The 21,650-nt window shown below is 67.7% G+C and carries 17 protein-coding genes and 1 pseudogene; 8 read left to right on the forward strand and 10 right to left on the reverse strand.

What is annotated here, in order from left to right:
* Positions 1–75: 75 nt before the first annotated feature.
* Positions 76–837, forward strand: coding sequence for an enoyl-CoA hydratase (locus ACQ859_RS08355; protein ID WP_431258961.1), 762 nt, complete (start codon positions 76–78; stop codon positions 835–837).
* A 75-nt stretch (positions 838–912) separates the two neighbouring features.
* Here ACQ859_RS08355 and ACQ859_RS08360 read toward each other — a convergent pair whose 3' ends face one another.
* From ACQ859_RS08360 to ACQ859_RS08400, 9 genes are all read right to left on the reverse strand, one after another.
* On the reverse strand, positions 913–1,950 hold the full coding sequence (locus ACQ859_RS08360; RefSeq protein WP_431265396.1) for a PfkB family carbohydrate kinase: 1,038 nt from the start codon (positions 1,948–1,950) through the stop codon (positions 913–915).
* Between the two features lie 23 nt (positions 1,951–1,973).
* Positions 1,974–2,903 (reverse strand): AraC family transcriptional regulator, encoded by a 930-nt coding sequence (locus ACQ859_RS08365; protein WP_431265397.1) that lies wholly within the window; start codon positions 2,901–2,903, stop codon positions 1,974–1,976.
* 77 nt (positions 2,904–2,980) lie between these two features.
* Complete coding sequence (gene dalD / locus ACQ859_RS08370; RefSeq protein WP_431265398.1) at positions 2,981–4,411, reverse strand: D-arabinitol 4-dehydrogenase; 1,431 nt, start codon at positions 4,409–4,411, stop codon at positions 2,981–2,983.
* Positions 4,412–4,469: 58 nt separating this feature from the next.
* Complete coding sequence (locus ACQ859_RS08375) at positions 4,470–5,516, reverse strand: ABC transporter ATP-binding protein (RefSeq protein ID WP_431258957.1); 1,047 nt, start codon at positions 5,514–5,516, stop codon at positions 4,470–4,472.
* 14 nt (positions 5,517–5,530) lie between these two features.
* Positions 5,531–6,376: a carbohydrate ABC transporter permease gene (locus ACQ859_RS08380; protein ID WP_431265399.1), complete on the reverse strand. Its 846-nt coding sequence runs from the start codon at positions 6,374–6,376 to the stop codon at positions 5,531–5,533.
* Between the two features lie 11 nt (positions 6,377–6,387).
* Positions 6,388–7,248 (reverse strand): carbohydrate ABC transporter permease, encoded by an 861-nt coding sequence (locus ACQ859_RS08385; RefSeq protein WP_088406160.1) that lies wholly within the window; start codon positions 7,246–7,248, stop codon positions 6,388–6,390.
* Positions 7,249–7,316: 68 nt separating this feature from the next.
* Positions 7,317–8,675, reverse strand: a complete 1,359-nt coding sequence (locus tag ACQ859_RS08390; RefSeq protein ID WP_431265400.1) for an ABC transporter substrate-binding protein — start codon at positions 8,673–8,675, stop codon at positions 7,317–7,319.
* A gap of 277 nt (positions 8,676–8,952) precedes the next feature.
* Positions 8,953–10,293: a dicarboxylate/amino acid:cation symporter gene (locus ACQ859_RS08395; RefSeq protein ID WP_431265401.1), complete on the reverse strand. Its 1,341-nt coding sequence runs from the start codon at positions 10,291–10,293 to the stop codon at positions 8,953–8,955.
* 286 nt (positions 10,294–10,579) lie between these two features.
* Positions 10,580–11,047, reverse strand: coding sequence for an acyl-CoA thioesterase (locus ACQ859_RS08400; protein WP_431265402.1), 468 nt, complete (start codon positions 11,045–11,047; stop codon positions 10,580–10,582).
* Positions 11,048–11,145: 98 nt separating this feature from the next.
* On the opposite strand from ACQ859_RS08400, the gene ACQ859_RS08405 reads away from it, so the two are divergent.
* From ACQ859_RS08405 to pyrC, 7 genes and pseudogenes are all read left to right on the forward strand, one after another.
* Positions 11,146–13,002 (forward strand): ABCB family ABC transporter ATP-binding protein/permease, encoded by a 1,857-nt coding sequence (locus ACQ859_RS08405; protein WP_431265403.1) that lies wholly within the window; start codon positions 11,146–11,148, stop codon positions 13,000–13,002.
* 11 nt (positions 13,003–13,013) lie between these two features.
* Positions 13,014–13,943, forward strand: coding sequence for a LysR substrate-binding domain-containing protein (locus tag ACQ859_RS08410; RefSeq protein ID WP_431265404.1), 930 nt, complete (start codon positions 13,014–13,016; stop codon positions 13,941–13,943).
* A gap of 164 nt (positions 13,944–14,107) precedes the next feature.
* Positions 14,108–15,001 (forward strand): amino acid ABC transporter substrate-binding protein, encoded by an 894-nt coding sequence (locus ACQ859_RS08415; protein WP_431258948.1) that lies wholly within the window; start codon positions 14,108–14,110, stop codon positions 14,999–15,001.
* Positions 15,002–15,079: 78 nt separating this feature from the next.
* Complete coding sequence (locus tag ACQ859_RS08420; protein WP_431265405.1) at positions 15,080–15,814, forward strand: amino acid ABC transporter permease; 735 nt, start codon at positions 15,080–15,082, stop codon at positions 15,812–15,814.
* A gap of 1 nt (position 15,815) precedes the next feature.
* Positions 15,816–16,481 (forward strand): amino acid ABC transporter permease, encoded by a 666-nt coding sequence (locus ACQ859_RS08425; protein ID WP_431265406.1) that lies wholly within the window; start codon positions 15,816–15,818, stop codon positions 16,479–16,481.
* 10 nt (positions 16,482–16,491) lie between these two features.
* On the forward strand, positions 16,492–17,226 hold the full coding sequence (locus tag ACQ859_RS08430; RefSeq protein WP_088406152.1) for an amino acid ABC transporter ATP-binding protein: 735 nt from the start codon (positions 16,492–16,494) through the stop codon (positions 17,224–17,226).
* A 178-nt stretch (positions 17,227–17,404) separates the two neighbouring features.
* Positions 17,405–18,438 (forward strand): annotated as a pseudogene (gene pyrC / locus ACQ859_RS08435) (dihydroorotase).
* Between the two features lie 158 nt (positions 18,439–18,596).
* Here pyrC and ACQ859_RS08440 read toward each other — a convergent pair.
* Positions 18,597–21,431 (reverse strand): TonB-dependent receptor, encoded by a 2,835-nt coding sequence (locus ACQ859_RS08440; RefSeq protein WP_431265407.1) that lies wholly within the window; start codon positions 21,429–21,431, stop codon positions 18,597–18,599.
* Positions 21,432–21,650: the final 219 nt, after the last annotated feature.

Below are 21,650 nucleotides of genomic sequence, written 5' to 3' on the forward strand. Positions count from 1 at the left end.
CGACATTCATCCGAACACCATTGTCCGAATACACCAGCCGTTGAGAAACGGCAGACCCAACGAGGAGAGTGCTCCATGAGCATCAAGACCGCCATCGTCAACGGCGTGCAGACCATCGAGATCGCACGGCCGGAAAAGAAGAACGCGCTGACCCGCGCGATGTACCAGGAGATGGCCGACGCGCTGGTCACCGCCAACGCCGACAACGCCGTGCGCGCCGTGCTGATCCAGGGCCAGCCGCAGATCTTCACGTCGGGCAACGACATCGAGGATTTCATGGGCAGCCCGCCGCGCGATGAAGACGCGCCGGTGTTCCAGTTCATGCGCGCGATGGTCGGCTGCGACAAGCCGATCGTGGCGGCCGTGAACGGCGCGGCCATCGGCATCGGCACGACGCTGCTGCTGCATTGCGATTTCGTCTACGTGGCCGACGACGCCCGTCTGGCGATGCCCTTCGTGAGCCTGGGCCTGGTGCCGGAGTTCGGCTCCAGCCTGCTGGTGCCGCGCCTGATGGGCCCGCGCCGCGCCGCCGAGAAGATCCTGCTGGGGGACCCGTTCACCGGCGAGCAGGCGGTGGAATGCGGCGTCGCCAACGCGGTGCTGCCGGCCGGCGAGGTCGTGGCGCATGCCCGCCGCATCGCCGAGCGTTTCAACAAGCTGCCCCCGAGCGCCGTGCGCGAGAGCAAGCAACTGATGCGCCGTGCGTCGAAGGACGAGCTGCTGGCCACGATCCAGGCCGAGGCCGAGATCTTCAGCGTGCGCCTGCGCAGCCCCGAGGCGACGGAGGCCTTCCAGGCCTTCTTCCAGAAGCGTCAGCCGGACTTCTCGAAGTTCTGATCGACGCGCGTCGCGGTCACCCGGCCCGCGGCGCGTCCGACGAGCGGGCTTGGACACCCGCCGCGTCGCGCCCCGTCATGCTGCGTAGCGTTCGCCGCGGCCCACCCACTCCCTGACCTCCTGCCAGGTCGGCGCTCCGGCGCCGCTGACCTGCACGCACAGGCTCGCGGTGCCGAGCGCGTGCTGCAGCGCCTGGTCGCAGGAGTGGTACAGCAGGTTCTGGAGCATCTCCACCAGGTTGGCCGCCCGGGCCATCTGCGCCTGGCACAGCAGGTGGGCGAGCAGCCCGGCGAGGAAGCTGTCGCCGGCGCCGACGGTGTCCACGACCTTCAACCGTCGCGACTCCTTGGCGAAGCAGTGGATGCCGTTGCGATGCAGCAGCCACGCGCCTTCCGCGCCCAGCGTGAGCGCGATCAGGCTGATCTGCGGGTGCGCATCCAGCAGGTTGCCGCAGCGGACCAGCGGGTCGTCGCCCGGCATGCCCAGGTGCAGCAGGTCCTCGTCGCTGACCTTCACGATGTCCGCCAGCGCGAGCGCCCGATGCACCGCGGCGCGGTAGTCGTCGAGGTCCGGCATCACCGACGGCCGCAGATTGGCGTCCACCACCACGCAGCGGCGCTCGGCGCGCTGCGTCGCCAGCCAGGGCAGGTAGCGGTCCGTGTCCCGCGCGTCGAGCGCGAGCGCGCCGGTGCACACCAGCCGCAGGTCCGGCAGGGCGCGGCAATGCCGCGTCAGCCCGTCCGCATCGACGGCCCGGTCCGCGACGCCGTCGCGATAGAACGCGTATTGCGGATGACCGTGGACATCGACCTCCACCACCGCCAGCGAGGTGACCGCCTGGACAGGCTCGGGCCTCGACAGCCTCACACCGTCCGCGACCAGCTGTCCAGCCAGCTGCCGGCCGAACCGGTCGGCCGACAGCGGGTTGAGGTAGTGCGTGCCGACGCCTTGCCGGGACAGGGCGCGGCTCAGGTTGAACGGTGCGCCGCCGAGGCAGGGCTGGTAGCGGCCGTCGGGTTGCCCGATCAGGTCGATCAGGGCCTCGCCGGCTACGGCGGCCTGGATGGACCGTCCGCCCGAGGGCGTGTCGATGGGGAAGGGCGCGAAGGTCATGGCGGGGTCCTCACTTCACTTCATCACTTCACGCCGAAGCGGCCGGCCGACCGCTTGCGGTACTCGCTGGGCGTCACGCCCTTGATGTCCAGGAAGCGCCGGTTGAAGTTGGCCATGTTGTTGAAGCCGACTTCGTAGGCGATCAGCGTGATGGTGCGGTCCGACTCCTGCAGCAGCTGGCAGGCGCGGTTCACGCGCACCCGGTTCACGAAATCGGTGAAGGTGTTGCCGGTGGCGCGGCGGAAGAAGCGCGAGAAGCGGCTCTCCGTCATGCCCATCTCGCGGGCCAGGTCGGCGGCCGACAGCGGCGCGCCCAATTGCTCGGTGATGCGGCTGACCAGCACGTCGACCTGCGCGAGCTCGAGGTCGCTGTCCTCGCTGCGCAGCGGCGCGCTGGACAGCAGGCGGTAGTCGTTGCAGCGGGCCAGTTCCCCCATCCAGTCGCAGAAGGCCCCGAAACGCGCCAGGCCCTGGCGCTCCTTGACGCGACGCCAGTGCGCGGTGGCCTGCGCCTGCAGCCCGAAGAACTCGATGCCGTGGCGGGCGCGCTCCAGCAGCGGCATCACTTCGCGCAGTTCCGGGATGCCGTCGGCGGCCGCGGCGAAGGGCTCATGCGGGAACTGGACGACCAGGTCGCGTTCCGGGATGCCGGCCTCGGGCACGTCCATGCTGATCCAGTTGTGCGGCAGGCGCGGGCCTGTCAGCACCAGTTGGCCCGGCTGGAACTGGCCGATCCAGTCGCCGACGAAGACCTTGCCGGACGACGCGGTGATCAGGTGCAGCTCGTACTCGTCGTGGCAGTGCCAGCGCGCCAGCGGCGTCGGGAAGCCGTGCGACAGGCAGCGGATGAAGCCCGCGTTCTCCGACGGCTCGTAGCCCAGTTCCGGCGACCGGGAATAGGCGTACTCCAGCTCGGGCTGGGTGCGTCGCGGTGCGGCTTGCGTCGTCGGCATCAAGGGCTCCTGGTGCGAGGCCACGGTCGAAGGGGGACGGGTCGGGTGCGCTGCGGCTTGCCGGTGCTTCCCGCGGTTCACCGCGGCGGCGTCGCCGGGATCTGCGCGATGAAGTGCCCGACCCGGTCGGAGGCCGCGCGCAAGGCCGCCTCCAACCGGAGATCACCCGCCAATTCTCCCCACAACACGCGATCGGCGGCGAAGGCAGCGACGGGGTCGTCCGCGGCGCAGATCGCATGGGCCGCGTCGATGTCCATGACCTGATCCTGGTAGTCGTGAGGCAGCTGACCGGCATGCCAGCGCTGCAGGTAGGCGAGGAAGAGCGCCGGCAGCATCGCGACGCTGGCGATCCCCTCGCCGCGCGCCAGGCGCTCGCGGATCGTCGGCGTGATGAAGCCCGGGATCTTGCTGAAGCCGTCCATGGCCACGCGCTGGTTGGTGTCGGCGATGGCCGGATTGGCGAAGCGCTCCAGCACGACATCGCGGTAGGCCGCCAGGTCCAGCGGGCTGGGCTGCAGCACGGGGATGGCGTCGTCGGTGGCGTAGTCGACCGCCATCTGGCGGATGCGCGGATCCTGCGTGCCCTCGTGGATGAAGCGGTAGCCGGAGAGCGTGCCCGCCCACGCGATGCAGCTGTGCGTGGCATTCAGCAGGCGGATCTTGGCCTCCTCGTAGGGAAGCACCGAATCGACCAGTTCCACGCCCACCTGCTCCCAGGCCGGCCGGCCGGCGGCGAAGCGGTCCTCGATGACCCATTGCGTGAAGCTTTCGCTCATCAGCGCGGCGGGGTCCTCGCGTCCGGTGGCCGCGCGCACGCGGGCGGAGACTTCCGGTGTCGGGCGCGGCGTGATGCGGTCGACCATCGCGTTCGGGCTGGTGGTGTGCGATTCGATCCAGGCCGCGAGCGCGTCGTCGCCCAGCGCGCGCACGAACTGCAGCAGGCCGTGGCGCGAGCGGTCGCCGTTGTGCCGCAGGTTGTCGCAGTTGAGCAGCGTGATCGCGCCGGCCCCCGCGGCCCTGCGCGCGCGCAGCAGCACCGTCAGCGCGCCGTAGAGCGTGCCGACGGGCCGGCCCTCGCGGGCCGCGGCGAGGTCGGCGCCCAGCTCCGGCGCATGCGCCCAGTCGAGGTCGTGCCGGCTGTCCAGGTAGTAGCCGGCCTCCGTCACCGTGAAGGACAGGATGCGCGTGGCGGGATCCGCGGCGATGGCGATCAGGCCGGCGAGATCCGGCGTGTACGGCACGACGCTCCGGATGGATCGCACCCAGGTGTAGCGGCGCTCGCCCTGCGCGGACACCGTCTCCAGCGTGTACGCGCCGCCCTGCGCCTGCAACGCCGCGATGGTGTCGGGCATGTCCGGACGGAGGTTGCCGCCGGCGAGCCCCCAGCGGGTGTCGCCGCGGTCGTGCAGCGCCTGCAGGTAGAGCGCCTGATGCGCGCGATGGAAGGCGCCCAGTCCGAGGTGGAGGATGGTGAAGCCCGGCTCGGCGGTGTCGTTGGCGATGGTCATGAGGACGTCGGTGGATGCGTCGTTCGTTCGGAGGAAAGTCGTTGCCGGCGCGGCGGCGTCAGGCGGCCAGACCCGCGGGCACGACGCGGCCGGCGTCGTCGAACCACAGCGCCTGCGCGGTGTCGAGCTGCAGCGACACCTCGTCCCCCGCCTCGCAGCGCGTGCGTTCGCTGAGCCGCGCCACCAGCTGCGTGCCCTCGACGGTGCGCACGTAGAGCAGCGTTTCGGCGCCCAGCGCTTCCACCAGTTCCACGGTGCCGCCCATCGCGCCCTGGCCGCGGGGACCGACGCCGACCGCTTCCGGCCGCAGGCCCAGGCTGCCGTTCGCCGCGGCGCGCGGCGCCTGCCGCTGCAGCGCCTCCGGCAGCCGGCCGCAGGGCAGCAGGTTCATCTGCGGCGTGCCGATGAACTGCGCCACGAACTGGTTGGCCGGCCGGTCGTAGAGTTCCAGCGGCGTGCCGACCTGCTCGATCTGCCCGTCGCGCAGCACCACCACGCGGCTGGCCAGCGTCATCGCCTCGACCTGGTCGTGGGTCACGTAGATCGTCGTCGCGCCGAGGTCGCGGTGCAGCTTCGCGATCTCCACCCGCGTCTGCCCGCGCAGCGCCGCATCGAGGTTGGACAGCGGCTCGTCGAAGAGGAACACCTTGGGCGAGCGCACGATGGCCCGCCCGATCGCCACGCGCTGACGCTGGCCGCCGGACAGCGCCTTGGGCGTGCGGTCGAGGTAGGCGGTCAGGTTCAGCACGGCGGCGGCCCGCTCGACCTTCGCGCGGATCTCCGCGGGCGCGACGCCGGCCAGCCGGAGCGCGAAGCTCATGTTGTCGTAGACGCTCATGTGCGGGTAGAGCGCGTAGCTCTGGAACACCATCGCCAGGTCGCGGCGGCTGGAGGGTTCGTCGGTGATGTCGCGGCCGTCGAGCATCAGCGAGCCGCCGTCGATGCGCTCCAGGCCCGCGATCAGTCGCAGCAGCGTCGACTTGCCGCAGCCCGAGGGTCCGACGAAGACGATGAACTCGCCGCGTTCGATGCTCAGGTCGATGCCGCGGATGGCGCGATGCTGGGCGAAGTACTTCTCGATGCCGCTCAGTTGGAGGAATGCCATGGAAGAGGTCCGGTTTATTTGACGGCGCCGAAGGTCAGCCCCTGCACGAGCTGCTTCTGGCTGAACCAGCCGAACACGACGATGGGCGCGATGGCCATCAGCGAGGCGGCGGAGAGCTTGGCCCAGAACAGGCCTTCGGGGCTGGAGTAGGAGGCGATCAGCGTGGCCAGCGTGCCGGCCTTGGCGGCGCTCAGGTTCAGGCTCCAGAACGACTCGTTCCAGGACAGCACCAGGCACAGCAGGCCGGTGGAGGCGATGCCGCCCATGCCCAGCGGCAGCAGCACCAGCCGTACCTCCTGCCACAGCGTGGCGCCGTCCATGCGCGCGGCCTCGAGGATCTCCGGCGGGATGTCGCGGAAGTGCGAGTACAGCATCCACACCATGATCGGCAGGTTGGACAGCGCGAAGACGATGATCAAGGCGAGCTGCGTGTCCAGCAGCTGGCTCTTCTGCGCCAGCACGTAGATGGGCACCAGCGCGCCCACGGCCGGCATCATCTTGGTGGACAGCATCCACATCAGCAGGTCGCGGGTCCAGCGGCCGCGGAAGAAGGCCATCGCGTAGGCGGCCGGCGCCGCCAGCAGCAGCCCGAGCACGGTGGACAGCACGCTGGTCACCACCGAGTTGCGGGCATGCAGCAGGTAGTCGCTGCGCGCCTGCACCTCGTGGAAGTTCTCCAGCGTCGGCGTGAACAGCCACTGCGGCGGCACGGCCACGGCCTGCAGTTCCGTCTTGAAGGCGGTCAGGCCCAGCCAGGCCAGCGGGAAGAACAGCAGCAGCGCCACGGACCAGGCCGTCGCGGTGCGGATCACCAGGACGAGCGGGAACGGGGGACGTCGTCTTGCGGGTCTTGCGGTCATGGGGCGTCTCCTCAACGGTCCAGGTTCTTGCCGATCAGGCGGATCAGGAAGACCGCGACGATGTTGGCCATCAGCACCGCGAACAGCGCGCCCGCGGACGCGACGCCGGCGTCGAAGTTCAGCAGCGCCTGCTTGAAGATCAGGAAGGTCACGTTGGTGCTGGCGTCGCCGGGGCCGCCGGCCGTGGTGGTGTAGATCTCGGCGAAGACGCCCAGCAGGAAGATCATCTCGATCATCACCACGACGGCGACCGATCGCGCCAGGTGCGGCAGGACCAGGAAGCGCACCTGCTGCAGGTAGTTGGCGCCGTCCATGCGGGCGGCCTCCAGCTGTTCCCGGTCCAGGCTCTGCAGCGAGGTCATGAAGATCAGCGTCGCGAAGGGCAGCCATTGCCAGGCCACCATCACGATCACGGCGAACAGCGGGTGATCGGTCAGCCAGTCCACCGGCTGCGCGCCGAAGAAGGTCCAGACCTGGGCGAGCACGCCGTAGATCGGATTCATCATCATGTTCTTCCACAGCAGCGCGTTGACCGTGGGCATGACGAAGAACGGCGAGATCAGCAGCACGCGCACGATCCCGCGGCCGGGGAAGGGTTCGTTGATCAGCAGCGCCAGGGCGACGCCGATCAGCACGGTGATCGCGATCACGCTGCCCAGCAGCAGCAGCGTGTTGGTGACCGCGGTGCCGAAGGACGGATCGGTGACGAAGAACGTGAAGTTCTCGAGGCCGGCGAAGCCGGTCTCGTCCGGCTGCATCAGGTTGTAGCGGATCAGCGAGAAGTAGATCGTCATGCCCAGCGGCACGATCATCCACAGGAACAGCGTGCCGACCGCGGGCGCCAGCAGCAGGCGCGGAATGGAACGATTCATGGCGGTATGGAAGAGGGCGCCCGCGTGCGCGGGCGGTCGGCCGTCCCGGCGGCGCCGGGACCGGACGCTCACTTGCGGTAGTAGCCGGCCTTGGTGAGCTCGCGCTCGGCCGTCGTCTGGCCCGACTTCAGCGCGGCATCCACGGTGGTCTTGCCGGCCAGCGCGGCGCTCAGCTGCTGTCCGACCGCGATGCCGATGGCCTGGAACTCCGGGATCGCGGCGAACTGGATGCCGACATACGGGCTCTTGGGCAGCGTGGCGTCGTTCGGGCTGGCCGAGTCGATGGCGGCCTTCTCCGCGGCGGCGAAGCGCGCGGCCTTCTGGAACTCCGGATTCGCGTAGGTGCTCTTGCGGGTGCCGGTCGGCACCTTGGCCCAGCCCTGCGTCTTCGCCACGAGCTGGATGTAGTCCTTGCTGGTGGACCAGGTGATGAACTTCTGGGCCGCGGCGACCTTGCGCGAGTCGGCCGGGATGGCGAGGTTCCAGGACCAGAGCCAGTTCGCGCCCTTGGGCGTGTTCATCGTCGGCGCCTGCGCGAAGGCCATCTGCGCGGCCACCTGGCTCTGCTTGGGATCGGAAACGAAGGACGCGGCGATGGTGGCGTCCACCCACAGGCCGCACTTGCCGGCGTTGGTCAGCGCGAGGATCTCGTTGAAGCTATTGGAGGCCGATCCGGGCGGGCCGTACTGCTTGAGCAGGTCGACGTAGAAGGCGGTCGCGTCCTTCCAGGGCTTGGACTCGAGCTGCGGCTTCCACTGCATGTCGAACCACTGGCCGCCGAAGGTGTTCACCAGCGTGGTGATGAAGGCCATGTTGTCGCCCCAGCCCGGCTTGCCGCGCAGGCAGATGCCGTAGACGCCGTGCTTGGGGTCGTGGATCTTGGCGGCCAGGTCCTTCACCTGTGTCCAGGTCGGATGGTCGCCGAGCTGCACGCCGGCCTTGTCGGCGAGGTCCTTGCGGTACATGAGCATGGAGCTCTCGGCGTAGAACGGCGCGGCGAAGAGCTTGCCGTCCACCGACACGCCGCTGCGCACGGTGGGGAGCAGGTCGTCGACGTCGTAGGCCGCGTCGGTCTTGAGTTCCTGCAGCCAGCCCTTGCGGCCCCAGATCGGCGCCTCGTACAGGCCGATGGTCATCACGTCGAACTGGCCGCCCTTGGTGGCGATGTCGGTGGTGACGCGCTGGCGCAGCACGCCTTCCTCCAGCGTCACCCACTTGAGCTTGATGTCGGGGTTGGCCTCCTCGAAATGCTTGCTGAGCTTCTGCATCTCGATCATGTGGCCGTTGTTGACGGTGGCGATCACCAGCTCGGTCGGCGTCTGGGCCTGGGCCGCGCCGACAAGGCCACAGAGGGCGACCAGGCCGGCGAGCGTGAGGGCGGTGAACACGGGCTGTCGCGACCGGTCGATACGGACGAAGCGGGGCATCGGGAGTCTCCTGTTATGGGTATCGGTCTTGGCCACCGGGTCGAGCCGGCGCTGAGGTCGAACGATAGCCACTCGCAGTTGCTCCGTTGATACCCGGAAGCTCAGCTGCAGATACTCTTTTGCATCACTGTGTTGCGGTTATCCCGGGGTTGGATCAATTCCGTATCAGTCCCCTGGCCATGCAGCCCTGCCATTCCGCGAAGGCGCGGCGCGGATCGCGAAGCACAATGAACAACGCGCCCCTCGGGGCGCGTTGTCGTTCATGCTTGGGGTTCGCTCACGCGGTCTCGGCCGGTCCGGCCACGCGGACTGGCAGGTCGTCCGGGTCGGCGGTCTTGCCCGACAGGGCCAGGTCCAGCGCGTCGTGGTCCAGCGCGTTCTCCCACTTGGACACGACGATGGTCGCCACCGCGTTGCCGACGAAGTTGGTCAGTGAGCGGCACTCCGACATGAAGCGGTCCACGCCCAGGATCAGCGCCATGCCGGCCACCGGCACCTCCGGCACCACCGACAGCGTCGCCGCCAGCGTGATGAAGCCCGCGCCCGTCACGCCCGCCGCGCCCTTGGAGCTCAGCATCGCCACCAGCAGCAGCGTGATCTGGTGGGTCAGCGTCAGCTCGGTGTTGGTCGCCTGCGCGATGAACAGCGCCGCCAGCGTCATGTAGATGTTGGTCCCGTCCAGGTTGAACGAGTAGCCCGTCGGCACGACCAGCCCCACCACCGTCTTCTTGCAGCCGGCCTTCTCCATCTTCTCCATCAGCGACGGCAGCGCCGACTCCGACGAGGAGGTGCCCAGCACCAGCAGCAGCTCGGCCTTCAGGTAGCGGATCAGCTTCAGGATGGAGAAGCCGCACAGCCGCGCCACGATGCCCAGGATCACCAGCACGAACAGCAGCGAGGTCAGGTAGAAGCTGCCCACCAGCATGCCCAGGTTGAGCAGCGAGGCCACGCCGTACTTGCCGATGGTGAAGGCCATCGCGCCGAACGCGCCCACCGGCGCCGCCTTCATCAGGATGTGCACCATCCGGAAGACGGGCGCGGTCAGCGACTCGAAGAAGGTCAGCACCGGCTTGCCGCGCTCGCCCGTCAGCGCCAGCGCGATGCCGAACAGCACCGCCACGAACAGCGTCTGCAGGATGTTGCCGTCCGCCAGCGCGCCGATCAGCGACTTCGGGATCACGTCCATCAGGAAGCTCACCAGGGTCAGGTCATGCGTCTTCTCGACGTAGCGGTGCACTTCCTTCTGGTCCAGGTCGGCCACGTTGACGTTCATGCCGGCGCCCGGCTGCACGACGTTGGCCACCACCAGGCCGACGATCAGCGCCAGCGTGGAGAAGAACAGGAAGTAGGCCATCGCCTTGCCGAACACGCGGCCGACGGCGCTCAGCTGCGTCATGCTGGCGATGCCGGTCACGATGGTCAGGAAGATCACCGGCGCGATGATCATCTTCACCAGCTTGATGAAGGCGTCGCCCAGCGGCTGGAACTTGACGGCCAGCGCCGGCTCGAAATAGCCCAGCGTGATGCCGATCAGGATCGCGATGACCACCTGCAGGTAGAGGTGGCGATACCACGGCACGGGCGCGGCCGGCGTGGCGGAGGCGGAAGGGGTCAGCATGGGGGTCGGCTCCGGTTGCGGGTGGCCGCAGGCGCCGTCACCGGCGTGTCTGCGCACCCTGGCCGGGCAGTATCCCACCCAGTTTTTCACGGTGTGTGCGGGATCTACGTACTTACCCTGGTGCGCGAATGCCCATTCGCCCTGCTGGGCGCAGACCAGCCGGAGGGCCCCATCCCGGGGCCGCGCCGTTCACGAACGGGCAACGAGGACGGCCGGCGGGCATGGCGCGTCGCGCCCTGTCCCGCCCTGTCGCTTCCCGGTCGCTTCCCGGTCGTGCCGGCGTCGCTCAGGCCTCCTGGCCGAACGCGCGCGACTTGCCCTCGCGATCGATCGCGACATAGGTGAGGTTGGCCTCGGTCACCTTGACCACATGCGGATTGGCCGGGTTGCGCTCGGCGAAGACCTCGACGTGCACCGTGATCGACGTGCGGCCGATGCGCGTGACCTGCGCGTAGAAGCTCAGCAGGTCGCCGACCGACACCGGCTGCTTGAAGATGAACTGGTTGACCGCCACCGTCGCGATGCGGCCGCGCGAGATGCGCGCCGGCAGCACCGAGCCGGCCAGGTCGACCTGCGCCATGATCCAGCCGCCGAAGATGTCGCCGTTGCCGTTGGCATCCGCCGGCATCGGCATCACGCGCATCACGAGCTCGCGCGGACCGATGGTCTCGGGGGAGAGCAGGCTGCCGGGCGTCGTGGACGTCGACGGCGAGGGCGACGCGGCGGGGGCATTCGAATCGGTGGAGTCGCTCATGATGGGCAAACGGTGACAATGAGCGGCATTGTCGTCCAGCATGTCCGCCCTCGCCAGGGCGGGTGCCCGACTCCACGGCAAGGCCACGCTCCCTCCCCATGCGCCGTTCCACACTCGCCGGCACCGCGCCGACTCCCCCGGTTCCTCCCGCCGACGGCTCCGCCGCGGCCGCGCCCGAAGCGCGCGGCGACTGGCACACCATCGCCCGCCTGCTGCCGTACTTCTGGCGCTACCGCTGGCGCGTCGGCATCGCGCTGGGCTTCATGGTCGCGGCCAAGCTGGCCAACGTCGGCGTGCCGCTGCTGCTCAAGCAACTGGTCGACAGCCTCGACATCCCCGCCGGCAGCGCGCAGGCGCTGATGGTCGTGCCGGTCGGGCTGCTGCTGGCCTACGGGATGCTGCGGCTGTGCACCTCGCTGTTCACCGAAGCCCGCGAGCTGATCTTCGCCAAGGCCACCGAGGGCGCGTCGCGCAGCATCTCGCTGCAGGTGTTCCGCCATCTGCACGACCTCAGCCTGCGCTTCCACCTCGAGCGCCAGACCGGCGGCATGACCCGCGACATCGAGCGCGGCACGCGCGCCGTGCATGCGCTGATCTCGTACTCGCTCTACAGCATCTTCCCGACCCTGGTCGAGGTCGTGCTGGTGCTCAGCCTGCTCGCGGTGAAGTTCGACGTGCTCTTCGCCTGGATCACCGGCGCGGCGCTGGTGTTCTACATAGCCTTCACGATCGTCGTCACCGAGTGGCGCACGAAGTACCGCAAGCTGCTCAACGAACTGGACTCGCACGCACACAGCAAGGCGATCGATTCGCTGCTGAACTACGAGACGGTGAAGTACTTCAACAACGAGGACTTCGAAGCCGCCCGCTACGACCAGAGCCTGGAGCGCCTGCGCCGCGCGCAGCTGAAGTCGCAGCGCACGCTGTCGCTGCTCAACAGCGGGCAGCAGGTGATCATCGCGGTCGCGCTGGTGGCCATGCTGTGGCGCGCGACGCAGGGCGTCGTCGACGGCCGCATGAGCCTGGGCGACCTGGTCATGATCAACGCCTTCATGATCCAGCTCTATATCCCGCTGAACTTCCTCGGCGTGATCTACCGCGAGATCAAGCAGAGCCTGACCGACCTGGACAAGATGTTCGGCCTGCTGGCCCGCGAGCGAGAGATCGCCGACGCGCCCGGCGCCCAGCCGCTGCGCGTGGACGGCGCGGCCGTGCGCTTCGACGACGTGCACTTCGCCTACGAGCCGCAGCGCCCGATCCTGAAGGGCGTGAGCCTGGAGATCCCGGCGGGCAAGAAGGTCGCCGTCGTCGGTCCGAGCGGCTCGGGCAAGAGCACGCTGGCGCGGCTGCTGTACCGCTTCTACGACGCGCAGTCCGGCCGCATCGCCATCGACGGCCAGTCGCTCGCCGAAGTTACCCAGCACAGCGTGCGCCGCGCGATCGGCATCGTGCCGCAGGACACCGTGCTGTTCAACGACACCATCGCCTACAACATCGCCTACGGCCGGCCCGAGGCCACGACGGAGGAGATCGAGGCCGCCGCGAAGTCCGCGCACATCCACGACTTCATCCGCCACCTGCCGCAGGGCTACCAGACCATGGTCGGCGAGCGCGGCCTGAAGCTCTCCGGCGGCGAGAAGCAGCGCGTCGCGATCGCGCGCACGCTGCTGAAGGATCCGCCGATCCTGATCTTCGACGAGGCGACCTCCGCGCTGGACTCGCGCAACGAGCGCGCCATCCAGGCCGAGCTCGAGGCCGCCGCGCAGGACAAGACCGTGCTGGTGATCGCGCACCGGCTGTCCACCGTCGTCGACGCGCACGAGATCCTGGTGATGGAGCAGGGCCTCATCGTCGAGCGCGGCACGCACGCGGCGCTGCTCGCGCAACGCGGCCGGTACGCCCAGATGTGGGCCCTCCAGCAGGATGGTCAGGACCCGGCGGATCCGCGCGGATAAACTCCGCCGCCGTGGAAACCAAATGGCTTGAAGACTTCGTGAGCCTGGCGGAGACGCGCAGCTTCTCCCGCTCGGCTCAACTGCGGCATGTCACGCAGCCCGCGTTCTCGCGCCGCATCCAGGCGCTGGAGGCCTGGGCGGGCGTCGACCTCGTCGACCGCTCGTCCTATCCGACGCGGCTCACCGCCGCCGGCGAGACGCTGCTCGGCCAGGCGGTGGACCTGCTCGGCAACCTGCAGGCCACGCGCAACATGCTGCGCAGCCACCAGTCGGCGGGGCAGGACATGATCGAGTTCGCGGTGCCGCACTCGCTGTCCTTCAGCTTCTTCCCGCACTGGCTGATGGAGCTGCGCCAGCGCTTCGGCGAGGTCAAGTGCCGGCTGAACGCCCTCAACGTGCACGACGCGACGCTGCAGCTCAGCGAAGGCAACTGCGACCTGCTGGTCGTCTACCACCACCCCAGCCAGCCGCTGCAGCTGGACCCGGAACGTTACGAATCGGTCTCGCTCGGTCACGAGACGCTGGCCGCCTATGCGAAAGGTGACACAGCGGGCGCGCCGATGTTCCGGATTTCCGGACACCCGGGGCAGAAGATCCCCTTCCTCAGTTACGCATCGGGGGCCTATCTCGGGCGATTGGTGGAACTGATCGTCAAGGGCGCGGCGCAGCCGCTGAACCTCGAATCGGTCTTCGAGACCGACATGGCCGAAAGCCTCAAGGCCATGGCCCTCGAGGGCCACGGACTGGCCTTCCTGCCGGCCAGCTCGGTGAAGAAGGAAGTGAAGGCGCGCCGTCTGGTGCGGGCTGCCGAGCCTGGCCAGTACGAACTCAACATGGAACTGCGCATGTACCGCGAACGCCAGGGGTCGACGCGGCGGGTGAAGCCGGTCGCGCAGGCGCTGTGGAACTTCCTGACTCAAGTTGAGAATCCGGATGGCTGAAGCAGGCACGGAACCTGCATACGTAAGCCACGCTACAAGTCGAGATGCGTGATACTCCCTACCCAGCAAAGCGACCGCTCATGGTCTGCTCTGCCGGTTGGGGGGCTCACCGGTCGAACCTCCCTCGAATCCGCTTTTTGAATCCGAACGAAGCAGGAGCATCTATGAAGAAGGCATTGCTGGTACTGGCCCTTGGCGCGGCGTTGGTTGGCGTGGCGCAAGCCGACACGCTCAAGAAGATCAAGGACACAGGCAGCGTGACCATGGGCGTTCGCGAGTCCTCGGGCGCCCTGTCGTACACCCTGGGAGACGGCAAGTACGTCGGTTACCACGTCGAGATCTGCCAGCGCGTGCTGGCCGACGTGCAGAAGCAGCTGGGCCTGGCCAAGCTGGACATCAAGTACCTGCCGGTGACCTCGCAGAACCGCGTGCCGCTGGTGCAGAACGGTACCGTGGACATCGAGTGCGGTTCCACCACCAACAACCTGACGCGCCAGAAGGACGTGGCCTTCGCCGTCACGACCTACGTCGAGGAAGTGCGCATCGCCGTGAAGGCCGATTCCGGCATCACCTCGATCGCCCAACTGAACGGCAAGACGGTCGCGACGACCACCGGCACGACCTCGGTCCAGCTGCTGCGCAAGCATGAGCGCGCCAACGGCGTGGACTTCAAGGAAGTGCTGGGCAAGGACCACGCCGACAGCTTCCTGCTGCTGGAGTCGGGCCGTGCCGACGCCTTCGTGATGGACGGCCAGATCCTGGCCGGCAACATCGCCAAGTCGCGCAACCCGGCGGGCTTCAAGATCGTCGGCGAAGTGCTGTCGGTCGAGCCGATCGCCATCATGGTCCGCAAGGACGACCCGGCCTTCAAGAAGGCCGTGGACGACAGCATCAAGGGCCTGATGAAGTCGGGCGACATCTCGAAGCTGTACGACAAATGGTTCATCCAGCCGATCCCGCCGACCAACACCAAGGTCGGCCTGCCGGCGACGGCGGCGACCAAGGACGCGTGGGCGAACCCGAACGACAAGCCGGTCGAGGAATACCTCAAGAAGTGATAGTCCTTGCCTGAGCACAAGGCGCCCCGCGGGGCGCCTTGTCGCAACAGGCCTTCGTTTTGAAGGATGGAGCACGCCATGGCGAGCTGGGATTGGCAGTTGTACTGCACAGACATGGTGACCGAGGAGGTCGCGCCGAAGTGTTTCGGCGCCCCCGGTTATGAGACTTACCTGGACGCGATGATCCACGGCTGGGGCTGGACGATGTTCGTCTCGGTCGTGGGCCTGCTGGTCGCGCTGGTGGCCGGGTCGCTGATCGGCGTGCTGCGCACGGTGCCGAACAGGAAGCTGGCGATGTTCGGGGAGTCCTGGACGGAGCTGTTCCGCAACATTCCGCTGATCGTCCAGCTCTTCATCTGGTACCACGTGGTGCCGCGGCTGTTCCCGGTGCTGGACCTGCCGCCCAGCGTGCTGGTGGTGATCGCGATCGGGCTGTTCACGTCGGCGCGGATCGCCGAGCAGGTCAAGGCCGGCATCCTGACGCTGCCCAAGGGCCAGCGCTACGCGGGCCAGGCGCTGGGGCTGACGCTGCCGCAGACCTACCGCCACGTGCTGCTGCCGATGGCCTTCCGCATCGTCATCCCGCCGCTGACCAGCGAGAGCATGAACATCGTCAAGAACTCGGCGGTGGCCTTCGCGGTGAGCATTCCCGACCTGGCGCAGTTCGCGCTGCAGGCCTCGGAGCAGTCGAGCTTCGTGCAGATCTTCCTGCCGGTGACGATCCTGTACTTCGTCTCCGCCTACGCGATCAACCGCGTGGCCAAGGGCATCGAGTGGTACGTCCGCGTGCCCGGCATCCTGGGGGCGAAGTGACATGACGCAACTCGATTTCTCGTTCCTGACCTGGGACGTCCTGACGTCCTTCGTGGCCAAGGGCCTGTGGTTCTCGATCCAGCTGACGGTCTCGGCCATGATCGGCGGCATCGTGCTGGGCACGGTGCTGGCGCTGATGCGGCTGTCGGGCAAGTGGTGGCTGGAGAAGCCGGCGGCGATCTACGTCGACACGCTGCGCTCCATCCCGCTGGTGATGGTCATCCTGTGGTTCTTCCTGCTGATCCCGTACATCGCGGGACCGCTGGGCCCCGAGAAGACGGCGCTGATCACCTTCACGCTGTTCGAGGCGACCTACTACTCGGAGATCATGCGCGCGGGCATCCAGTCGGTGTCCAAGGGCCAGGTCTTCGCGGGGTACGCGATGGGCATGACCTACCGCCAGACCATGAGCCTGGTGGTGCTGCCGCAGGCTTTCCGCAACATGCTGCCGGTGCTGCTGACGCAGACCATCGTGCTGTTCCAGGACACGTCGCTCGTGTATGCGATCGGCGCGTACGACCTGCTCAAGGGCTTCGAGGTCGCCGGCAAGAACTTCGGTCGGCCGATGGAGACCTACCTCTTCGTCGCCGTCGTCTATTTCGTGATCTGCTTCAGCCTGTCCATGCTGGTCCGCCGGCTGCAGAAGAAGATCGCCATCATCCGCTGAGGTCCGCTCCATGATCGAAATCAAGAACGTCTCCAAGTGGTACGGCCCGTTCCAGGTGCTGACCGATTGCTCCACCAACATCCAGAAGGGCGAGGTGGTGGTGGTGTGCGGCCCGTCGGGGTCGGGCAAGTCCACGCTGATCAAGACCGTCAACGCGCTGGAGCCGATCCAGGCGGGCGACATCGTGGTCGACGGCACCAGCCTGACCAACCCCAAGACCAACCTGCCCAAGCTGCGTTCGCGCGTGGGCATGGTGTTCCAGCATTTCGAGCTGTTCCCCCACCTGTCGGTGACGGAGAACCTGACGCTGGCGCAGGTCAAGGTGCTGGGCCGCAACATGGCCGACGCCAAGACCCGCGGGCTGAAGATGCTGGAGCGCGTGGGCCTGATGGCGCACAAGGACAAGTTCCCGGGCCAGCTGTCGGGCGGTCAGCAGCAGCGCGTGGCGATCGCCCGGGCGCTGTCGATGGACCCGATCGTGATGCTGTTCGACGAGCCGACCTCGGCGCTGGACCCCGAGATGGTCGGCGAGGTGCTGGACGTGATGGTCCAGCTGGCCAACGAGGGCATGACCATGATGTGCGTGACGCACGAGATGGGCTTCGCGCGCAAGGTCAGCAACCGCGTCATCTTCATGGACGCCGGCAAGATCATCGAGGACTGCACCCGCGACGAGTTCTTCGGCGATCCGGAAGCGCGCTCGCCGCGCGCCAAGGACTTCCTGGCGAAGATCCTGCAGCACTGAACGGCGACGCCTCCGGCGTCCCGTTTCCCGCCCAGAAGGCCCGCTCCGCAAGGTGCGGGCCTTCTGCTTTCGTCTGCCGTTCTTCCGGGTGGAGTGGGTTGTGTGTGGTGAGCCGCACGTGCGTCCGAGCCGGAGTGCGGAAATCCGCCGATCGGACACGATGAGACAATCCTGCCCCATGAGCGAAACCCTTGTCCTGACCCGTCCCGACGACTGGCACGTGCACCTGCGCGACGGTGCCGCCCTGCAGAGCGTCGTCCCGTATACCGCGCGCCAGTTCGCGCGCGCGATCGCGATGCCGAACCTGAAGCCGCCGATCACGACGGCCGAGCAGGCCCTCGCGTATCGCCAGCGCATCCTCGCCGCGGTGCCCGCCGGCGTGGACTTCGAGCCGCTGATGACGCTCTACCTGACCGACCGCACCACGCCCGAGGACATCGCCGCCGCCAAGGCCGCGGGCGTCGTCGCGCTCAAGCTCTATCCGGCCGGCGCCACGACCAACAGCGATGCCGGCGTCACCGACATCCGCAAGACCTACGCGACGCTGGAGGCCATGCAGAAGGCCGGCCTGCTGCTGCTGGTGCACGGCGAGGTGACCGACGGCGACGTCGATGTCTTCGATCGCGAGGCCTTCTTCATCGACCGCGTGATGCAACCGCTGCGCAAGGACTTCCCCGAGCTGAAGGTGGTGTTCGAGCACATCACGACGAAGGAAGCCGCGCAGTACGTGACTGGCGCCGACCGCTTCACCGGCGCGACCGTCACGCCGCAGCATCTGCTCTACAACCGCAATGCGATCTTCATGGGGGGCTGCGGCCGCACTACTACTGCCTGCCGGTGCTCAAGCGTGAGGAGCATCGCCTCGCGCTGATCAAGGCAGCGACCTCCGGCAGCGCCAAGTTCTTCCTCGGCACCGACAGCGCCCCGCATGCCTCGGTGATGAAGGAGAACTCGGTGTGCGGCGCCGGCTGCTTCACCGCGCTGTCCGCGATCGAGCTCTACGCCGAGGCCTTCGAGGCCGCGGGTGCGCTCGACAAGCTCGAGGCTTTCGCGAGCTTCAACGGCGCCGACTTCTACGGCCTGCCGCGCAACACCACGCAGGTCACGCTGCGCAAGACCGATTGGACGCTCCCCGACGCCGTTCCTTTCGGCGAAGCAGCCCAGCTCAAGCCGCTGCGCGGCGGCGAGGTCATGAGCTGGAAGCTCGACTGAGTCCTCGGTAGCAAGACCGGGCACTCGTCCGAGTTCTCGATGGCAAAACCGAGGAAGTACGGCAGTGGTTGGGGACGGCAGGGCGAGGGGTTTCGGCGCTTGCCGCCGGGGCCCTGCGCTCTGGCGGCCAACGCACAGACCTCAGCACGAAGCCGTCTTCACTTGAACTGATACGACGCCGACAGATAGAAGAACCGTCCGCGCGGATCGGTATAGCTCGGGTCATATCCCGAGATGAAGAAGTAGGCCTGGTTCGAGAACGGCGGCGCCGTGTCGAACAGGTTCTTCACCCCGGCCCGGAGGGTGAGGGCGGAGGTGGCTTCCCACCCGCCCGACAGGTCCCAGAGCGAATACGCCTTGACCTTGTTCTTCCCGACGACCAGACCCGTGTTGATGTCGATCGCCGAGTTCTGGTCGTCGTAGCCGCTGTAGAACGAGTTCGCGAGGTTGACGCTCCAAGGTCCGCGTGACCAGTCGAAGTTCAGCCGATGCCTCCAGCGCTGAACGACGCCATCGGTGACGAAGCGTCCGAGGTCGCTGAGGTAGGGATCGCCATTGCCTGTCTGCTTCTTCGAGCTCAAGGTCAGTGTTCCTACCAGCTTCGCGCCGAAGCGTCCCCAGTTCGTTGCCGGAGAACGGTACTGCAGCGTGAGGTCCAGCCCCGAGGCCTTCTGCTTGCCGCGGTTCTCCTTGTGCAGCTCGATGTAGCAGATGTTGGAGTCGTCCGGGTCGTAATCGCAGCCTGGCAGGCCCTCGTTCTCGTTGTAGCGATGCACGAGCGGCTCGTACTTGCCGAGGTTGGCCAGGATCACGTCGTCGCCGATCGTGCTGATCAGGTTGCGCTTCTCGATGTGCCAGTAGTCGATGCCCACGCTCAGCTCGGGCGTCGGATCCGCCAGCATGCCGATCGAGAACTGTCGCGACTTCTCCGGCTTGAGGTTGGGATTCGAATAGGTCCGCGTCTCGAAGTTGTCGGCACAGTACCCGAGATCGTTGTCGTTCTCCCGCAGGCAGATGGGGTCTGCGAGCGTCGCCGTCTCGCCGACCTTCACCGACCGGTAGAGGTCGTTCATCGACGGTGCGCGGAAGCCCGTTCCCGCCGAGGCGCGGAACGTCAGATTGTTCATCGGCGCGAAACGCACGCCGATCTTCGGATTCGTCGTCGCGCCGATGTTCTGGTAATGGTCATGGCGAACCGCGAACTGCAATTCCCACTCCCTGGTGATCGGCGCCAGCAGCTCTCCGTAGGCCGCCCAGATCTTGCGCGAGTTGCTGGTGAACTGCGCGTCACCCGGCGTCGAGTCGCCCAGGATGTTGTCCGAGATCAGCAGATCGCTCGCGGCAGAGGTCGACTTCTCGCGGCGCAGCTCCGCGCCGATCGCGATCGCCAGGTCGCCGCCGCCGAGCTTGGCGAGGCTGCGGGTGGCCTTCGCGTCGAGACTGTCCATCGTGCCCCGGGCGCGACGTACCTCCTGATTGATGTTGTTGTCGCGCAGGAAGGCCAGGCCCGCCGCGCTCGACGGACCGAACGGGTTCAGCAGACCGTCGGCGTAGGCCTGCAACGTCTCCTCGTAGGGCAGGTAGCCGCGGACGTCACGGTCGGACACGCGGTTGACGCTGTGGTTGAAGCCCCAGTCGTAGTCCCAGGCGCCGATCGAGCCGGTCATGCCCACGACGACGCGACTGCCGGTGCTGAGCAGTTCGCTGGCGCGCGGCCCGGCCTCCAGCATGCGGGTGCGTACGGTGATCAGACGGTCTTCTGAATCCGACGGCAGGGCGCCCAGCGAGGTCGCGGCCAGCGCGGGGATCAACGCGACGTCGAGATCCGCGTCCACCCGGTTGCTGGTGCCGACGTACCAGCTCTTGCTGCGCGTGTAGGCGGCCTCGACGAAGGCCTCGTGCCGGTCTCCCAGCTTGAGTACGCCGCGGCCCAGGAAACTGCTCTTGTCCGTCTTCGGATAGAGCTCCAGGTCACGCATGTAGTCGTAGGTGCAACCGTCCACGCCGCCGATGCCGGCGGGCAGGTACAGCGTGTGCGGCGCCTGGCAGTTGGGGATGCTCAGGTTGATCTGGTTCGACGTGATCCCGCGGCCGTTGAGCTGGAAGCCGTCCTGCTGCAAGGTCTCGAGCTGGGAGTCGCTCAGCCGGATGTTGCCCGGGAAGCCGGCTGAGGACAGCAGGTGCGGCAGCCGCTCCGGGATGCGCAGGTCGGAGATGAAGTCGCGCTGCGATGTCCGCAGCGAGCCGGTCTTCTGGAAGTCCAGCACGCCCATCACGTTGAAGCCGTCGCGCTCCAGGTCCCCGTGGCCGGCGGCGATGGACGCGGTTCGCTTGCTGGCGCCGCCTTCGCCGGTCTTGCCGCCGTAGGCGTCGAGCTGCACGCCCTGGTAGTCCTTGCGGGTGATGAAGTTGACGACACCACCGATCGCATCGGTGCCGTAGATCGCGGAGGCGCCGTCGAGCAGCACTTCCACGCGTTCGATCGCCGCGGCCGGGATGTTGTTCAGGTCGACGCCGTTGTCATCGCCGGGCGAGGCGAAGTTGGCCATGCGCCGGCCATTCAACAGCACCAGCGTCGACGACGTGCCGAGCCCGCGCAGGTTCGCCGAATTGAAGCCCATCTGGTCCTTGAAGCCGCCGGTGCCGATGCTGGCTCCGTCGGTCAACGCATTGCTCATGGACGACACCGTCGCCATGATTTCGGCCGCGGTGGTGACGCCAGCCTTGACGATGTCGCCGCGGTTGATGACCTGCACGGGCAGCGCGCCTTCATCGGCGATGCGCTTGATCGCGGAGCCGGTGATCTGCACGCGTTGCAGTTTCTGCGGCTCGGCCGGGGCGGGCGGCGCCGAGGCGGCCGACGCGGGCGGCGCGACCTGCGCGTGCACGGCGCCGCACAGCGCGATCAGGGCGGCGGCCGCGCAGGCGCGCGCCGCGAACGGTGGAGCATGCGGGACACGCGAGGGCGGGACGCGCGGAAGGCGGACGGTCATGGCGGGCTCCCTGGGGCCGGTGGGGGTGGCTCTGTCGGACCAGTCTAGGGAGCGGACCGTCACGGACAAGGGTGATGACCCGCGACAGTCGCGACGAAGCAACTGACCTGTGACCAATGGTTATCCGTTGGTGGGTGCGGGAGGCTATGGTGATACGCAAAGCCGCCTTCGCGCGGCGGGAGGCCCTGACGATGTTCGATCGCTGTCTGCTGCGCCGCG

The sequence above is a fragment of the Roseateles chitinivorans genome, from assembly GCF_050632235.1.
Taxonomy (GTDB): domain Bacteria; phylum Pseudomonadota; class Gammaproteobacteria; order Burkholderiales; family Burkholderiaceae_C; genus Roseateles; species Roseateles chitinivorans_A.

What these genes read in the sequence shown, in the direction of transcription:
- ACQ859_RS08355 (WP_431258961.1), top strand. Translation starts at nt 76, where the DNA reads ATGAGCATCAAGACCGCCATCGTCAACGGCGTGCAGACCATCGAGATC.
- ACQ859_RS08360 (WP_431265396.1), bottom strand. Translation starts at nt 1,950, where the DNA reads ATGACCTTCGCGCCCTTCCCCATCGACACGCCCTCGGGCGGACGGTCC.
- ACQ859_RS08365 (WP_431265397.1), bottom strand. Translation starts at nt 2,903, where the DNA reads ATGCCGACGACGCAAGCCGCACCGCGACGCACCCAGCCCGAGCTGGAG.
- dalD (WP_431265398.1), bottom strand. Translation starts at nt 4,411, where the DNA reads ATGACCATCGCCAACGACACCGCCGAGCCGGGCTTCACCATCCTCCAC.
- ACQ859_RS08375 (WP_431258957.1), bottom strand. Translation starts at nt 5,516, where the DNA reads ATGGCATTCCTCCAACTGAGCGGCATCGAGAAGTACTTCGCCCAGCAT.
- ACQ859_RS08380 (WP_431265399.1), bottom strand. Translation starts at nt 6,376, where the DNA reads ATGACCGCAAGACCCGCAAGACGACGTCCCCCGTTCCCGCTCGTCCTG.
- ACQ859_RS08385 (WP_088406160.1), bottom strand. Translation starts at nt 7,248, where the DNA reads ATGAATCGTTCCATTCCGCGCCTGCTGCTGGCGCCCGCGGTCGGCACG.
- ACQ859_RS08390 (WP_431265400.1), bottom strand. Translation starts at nt 8,675, where the DNA reads ATGCCCCGCTTCGTCCGTATCGACCGGTCGCGACAGCCCGTGTTCACC.
- ACQ859_RS08395 (WP_431265401.1), bottom strand. Translation starts at nt 10,293, where the DNA reads ATGCTGACCCCTTCCGCCTCCGCCACGCCGGCCGCGCCCGTGCCGTGG.
- ACQ859_RS08400 (WP_431265402.1), bottom strand. Translation starts at nt 11,047, where the DNA reads ATGAGCGACTCCACCGATTCGAATGCCCCCGCCGCGTCGCCCTCGCCG.
- ACQ859_RS08405 (WP_431265403.1), top strand. Translation starts at nt 11,146, where the DNA reads ATGCGCCGTTCCACACTCGCCGGCACCGCGCCGACTCCCCCGGTTCCT.
- ACQ859_RS08415 (WP_431258948.1), top strand. Translation starts at nt 14,108, where the DNA reads ATGAAGAAGGCATTGCTGGTACTGGCCCTTGGCGCGGCGTTGGTTGGC.
- ACQ859_RS08420 (WP_431265405.1), top strand. Translation starts at nt 15,080, where the DNA reads ATGGCGAGCTGGGATTGGCAGTTGTACTGCACAGACATGGTGACCGAG.
- ACQ859_RS08425 (WP_431265406.1), top strand. Translation starts at nt 15,816, where the DNA reads ATGACGCAACTCGATTTCTCGTTCCTGACCTGGGACGTCCTGACGTCC.
- ACQ859_RS08430 (WP_088406152.1), top strand. Translation starts at nt 16,492, where the DNA reads ATGATCGAAATCAAGAACGTCTCCAAGTGGTACGGCCCGTTCCAGGTG.
- ACQ859_RS08440 (WP_431265407.1), bottom strand. Translation starts at nt 21,431, where the DNA reads ATGACCGTCCGCCTTCCGCGCGTCCCGCCCTCGCGTGTCCCGCATGCT.